The sequence below is a fragment of the Treponema sp. genome (genome assembly GCF_024696245.1).
GTDB lineage: Bacteria > Spirochaetota > Spirochaetia > Treponematales > Treponemataceae > Treponema_D.
The window spans coordinates 1-3,500 of sequence record NZ_JAILGZ010000102.1; the positions used below are offsets into that span (position 1 = coordinate 1).

Here is a 3,500-nt window from a genome sequence, read left to right on the forward strand (position 1 = left end):
GGCAGGTTGCAACAGGAAAACAGTCAAACATGAGTTTCTTTGCTTTTACCGCAACACCTACAGGACAGACACTACAAATGTTTGGTCTTCCATGCAAGGTAAAAGATTCAAAATCAGGAAAAGATGTAGATGGATTTAGACCTTTCCATGTTTACTCAATGCAGCAGGCAATTGAAGAAGGCTATATTCTTGATGTTCTTGTAAATTATTCAACCTACAAACAATATTACAACCTCAGAATTAAAAACGAAGATGATGACAACCAGTACGACACAAAAGCAATTTACGGAATGGCAGCAAAATATGTTGCTGAACACGAACACCGTATTTCAAAAATCACAGACATCATAATTGAACACTTTGAAGAAATTGGGTCAAAAACAATAGACGGCAAAGGCAAGGCAATGGTTGTTACTTCTTCCAGGAAGGAAGCTGTTCTTTATGCCAGAACCTTGCGAGATAAACTTACCCAAAAAGGACATACAAACTGGGGAGTTCTTGTAGCCTTCTCTGGCGATATTGACGGTAAAACAGAAAGTCAGATGAACTCCTTCCCAATCAATGTTATGGAAGAAGAAGGCAATACAATTACAGAAAGTCAGACCCCAGAAGCCTTTAAGCAGGATAAATACCGTTTTATTGTAGTTGCAGATAAATATCAGACTGGTTTTAGCGAAAAACTTTTAAGCGTAATGTACATAGACAAGCCGCTTCATAACATAAAAACCGTACAGACCTTAAGTCGCCTGAATCGAACAATGGCAAACAATGCAAAGCTTGCTGAACGGGATTGTTTTATTCTTGATTTTGTAAACGACAGAGAAGAAATAAAAGAAGCCTTCCAGACTTATTATGGAAAGATTGAACTTGAAGGCGAATATACAATAGAAGAATTAAAGCAGCTCAAAGAAAAAATCAAAAAATACTCTATCATAGAACAACCAGAAGTCGAGCAATATATTTCCATTCTAAATGAAATGGTTGCAAGCAATACAGATCTTACAAAAGACAATATTGCCCAAAAAACCATGAATCTTGTTGCAGATTTCCTTGCCCGCTATAAAAAATTAAAAGATGAAGATAAAAAAGAGTTTAAGCATAAATGCATCCGCTATGTAAAAATTTTTATGTTCCTGCAGAATATAGAAAACATAAAAGATGCAGAACTCGTAAAGCTTGGTTTATATCTACGACTTGTTAATCCATTGTTAAGATTAAAATCTGTAAGTCCTGATAATGTTGTAAAACCTTCTGATATCAGAAAACTTATTGAACTTTCTGATTACAAGATTGATTTTGAAATGACAGAAGCAATCAAACTTGTAGAAGGAGATGGCTCAATAGTGCAGCCAAGCCCAGACGGAGGAGCAAAAGAAGTTCAAAAGCCAGCACCAACTACAGTGCAGGAAATGGTAAGTAGGATAAACTCTCGCTTTGGAACCGATTTTACAGATGAAGATATTGTTCCCGCATTGAGCGCATTCAAAAAGAGTTTTGCCGCAGACAAGTCATTCTGCAATATTGGGCTTGTAAAACAATATCCAAAATATGAACTAAAGTATAATGGAAATGATGGACTTACAGTTTTTGTGAATACCGCTCTTTCTTCACCGGAAATTACAGATAAAGTGCGGGATGTTCTTACTACAAACGAAGATTTCTTGTATTCATTTAAAGATGAAATACGAATGCCGGTTTACGAACATCTGACACATAAATTACATTTAGCGTAAAGGAAAAAATGGACGATTTTAGTTTTGAAGACTTTGCACAGTACTTGATCCAAGGAGAGCCAGATAAGAAAAAGAAAGCTTACGCCTGGCAAACAGCAATTGGCTTACAGGCTGTTGATAATTTAAAACCCTCCGCATATTTAATTGAAACTGCCAAGAAAAATATTGAAGGTAAAATCTCAATCAAAGAAGTTCAAAATTTAATCAAATCGTATTATGAAAGTAAAAGTTCAAGAGACGAAGATGATGATGAAAAAGAAGAAGCAGATATAGTTTCTTCTCATATAACGGAATTGCTCAACGAAGATTCTTTTTCTTTTACCCCGCTTGAATTTTTGAATATCCACAAGCGCTTGTTTACCGGAGTATTTAAATTTGCAGGAAAAATCCGTGATGTTAATATCACAAAAAAAGAATGGGTATTACAGGGAGATACTGTCTATTATTCAGGTTATGACTTAATAAGAAAGACAATGGAATATGATTTTGAACAGGAAAAGAATTTTAATTACATTGGACTTTCTCAGGAAGAAATTATAAAACATTTTTCAAGGTTCACGGCAAACCTCTGGCAGATTCATCCATTTAGAGAAGGTAATACCAGAACTACTGCGGTTTTTATAATAAAATATTTACGTTCCCTTGGTTATGAAGTAACAAATGATATTTTTGCTAAACATTCCTGGTATTTTAGGAATGCTCTTGTCCGGGCAAACTATACTAACATTCAAAAGCAAATCTACATGGATACCAGCTTTTTAGAGAACTTTTTTAGAAATCTACTCTTAAATGAAAACCATGAACTAAAGAACCGCTATCTTGTAATAAATTCAGAAGAATTATTAAAGAAATATGAGCAAAAAGTAGCGATAAATGCTAAAATGATTGGCGATAAAGTAGCGATAAAGCAAAAAAGTAGCGATATTATTCTTAACTATCTAAAAAATAACGATAGCATAAACAGTTCTATTGCTCAGCAAATAACAGGTCTTTCTCCTGCGGGAGTCAGAAAAATTTTCGCTAAACTGACAGAAGAAAAAATTATTCTTCCAAGCGGTGCCAACAAAAATAGAATATACAAATTGAATAAATGAGGAATTATACAGAATGTCACTAACATCGAATGTAACAGAAAAAGCAAATCTCCTTTGGAACATAGCAGAAAAGCTCACAGGCTCTTACAAGCCTCACGAATACGGACTGGTAATTCTTCCTCTTACTGTAATCCGCCGTTTTGACTGCATTCTTGAAGCAAGCCACGACAAGGTATTGGAAAAAGCAAAACAAATAGAAAAGATGCCCGAAGCAATTAAAAGCGTTCAGTTTCAGCAGATTACAGGGCATCCTTTTTATAACACATCAAACTTTACTCTAAAAACTCTGGTTGAAAATCCAAATCAGATAAACAAAAACTTTGAAAACTACTTAAACGGATTTTCTGCAAATATTCGTGAAGAAATAATTGCAAAGTTCAATTTTGGAGAACAGCTTAAACGCCTTAGGCAAAAAGACCTTCTGCTTATAGTTCTCCAGGAATTTGTAAGCGAAAAAGCAGACTTCAGCCCGGAAAAAATCAGCAATATAGAAATGGGTTATATCTTTGAAGAATTAATCCGTAGATTCTCAGAAGCCCATAACGAAGATGCAGGACAGCACTACACTCCCCGCGAAGTAATTGAGCTTATGACAGAGCTTTTGTTTATTGATGATGAAGATATTCAAAAGAAAAAAGAATGTTCAAAATCAATTTACGACCCTGCCTGTGGA

General features: G+C 34.9%; 3 protein-coding genes. All 3 read left to right on the forward strand.

Annotated features, from left to right (window positions below):
• Window positions 1-1,733 (forward strand): type I restriction enzyme subunit R domain-containing protein (locus K6D58_RS07070; protein WP_296829023.1); only part of this gene is annotated, 1,733 nt, incomplete at its 5' end.
• A gap of 8 nt (window positions 1,734-1,741) precedes the next feature.
• A complete protein-coding gene (locus tag K6D58_RS07075; RefSeq protein WP_296829024.1) occupies window positions 1,742-2,827 on the forward strand; it encodes a Fic family protein in 1,086 nt (361 codons plus the stop codon).
• A 13-nt stretch (window positions 2,828-2,840) separates the two neighbouring features.
• A partial coding sequence (locus K6D58_RS07080) for a type I restriction-modification system subunit M N-terminal domain-containing protein (protein WP_296829026.1) occupies window positions 2,841-3,500 on the forward strand: 660 nt, incomplete at its 3' end.

Bases quoted from the DNA above. Each gene is read 5' to 3' on its own strand.
- K6D58_RS07075 (WP_296829024.1), top strand. From the start codon at position 1,742: ATGGACGATTTTAGTTTTGAAGACTTTGCACAGTACTTGATCCAAGGA.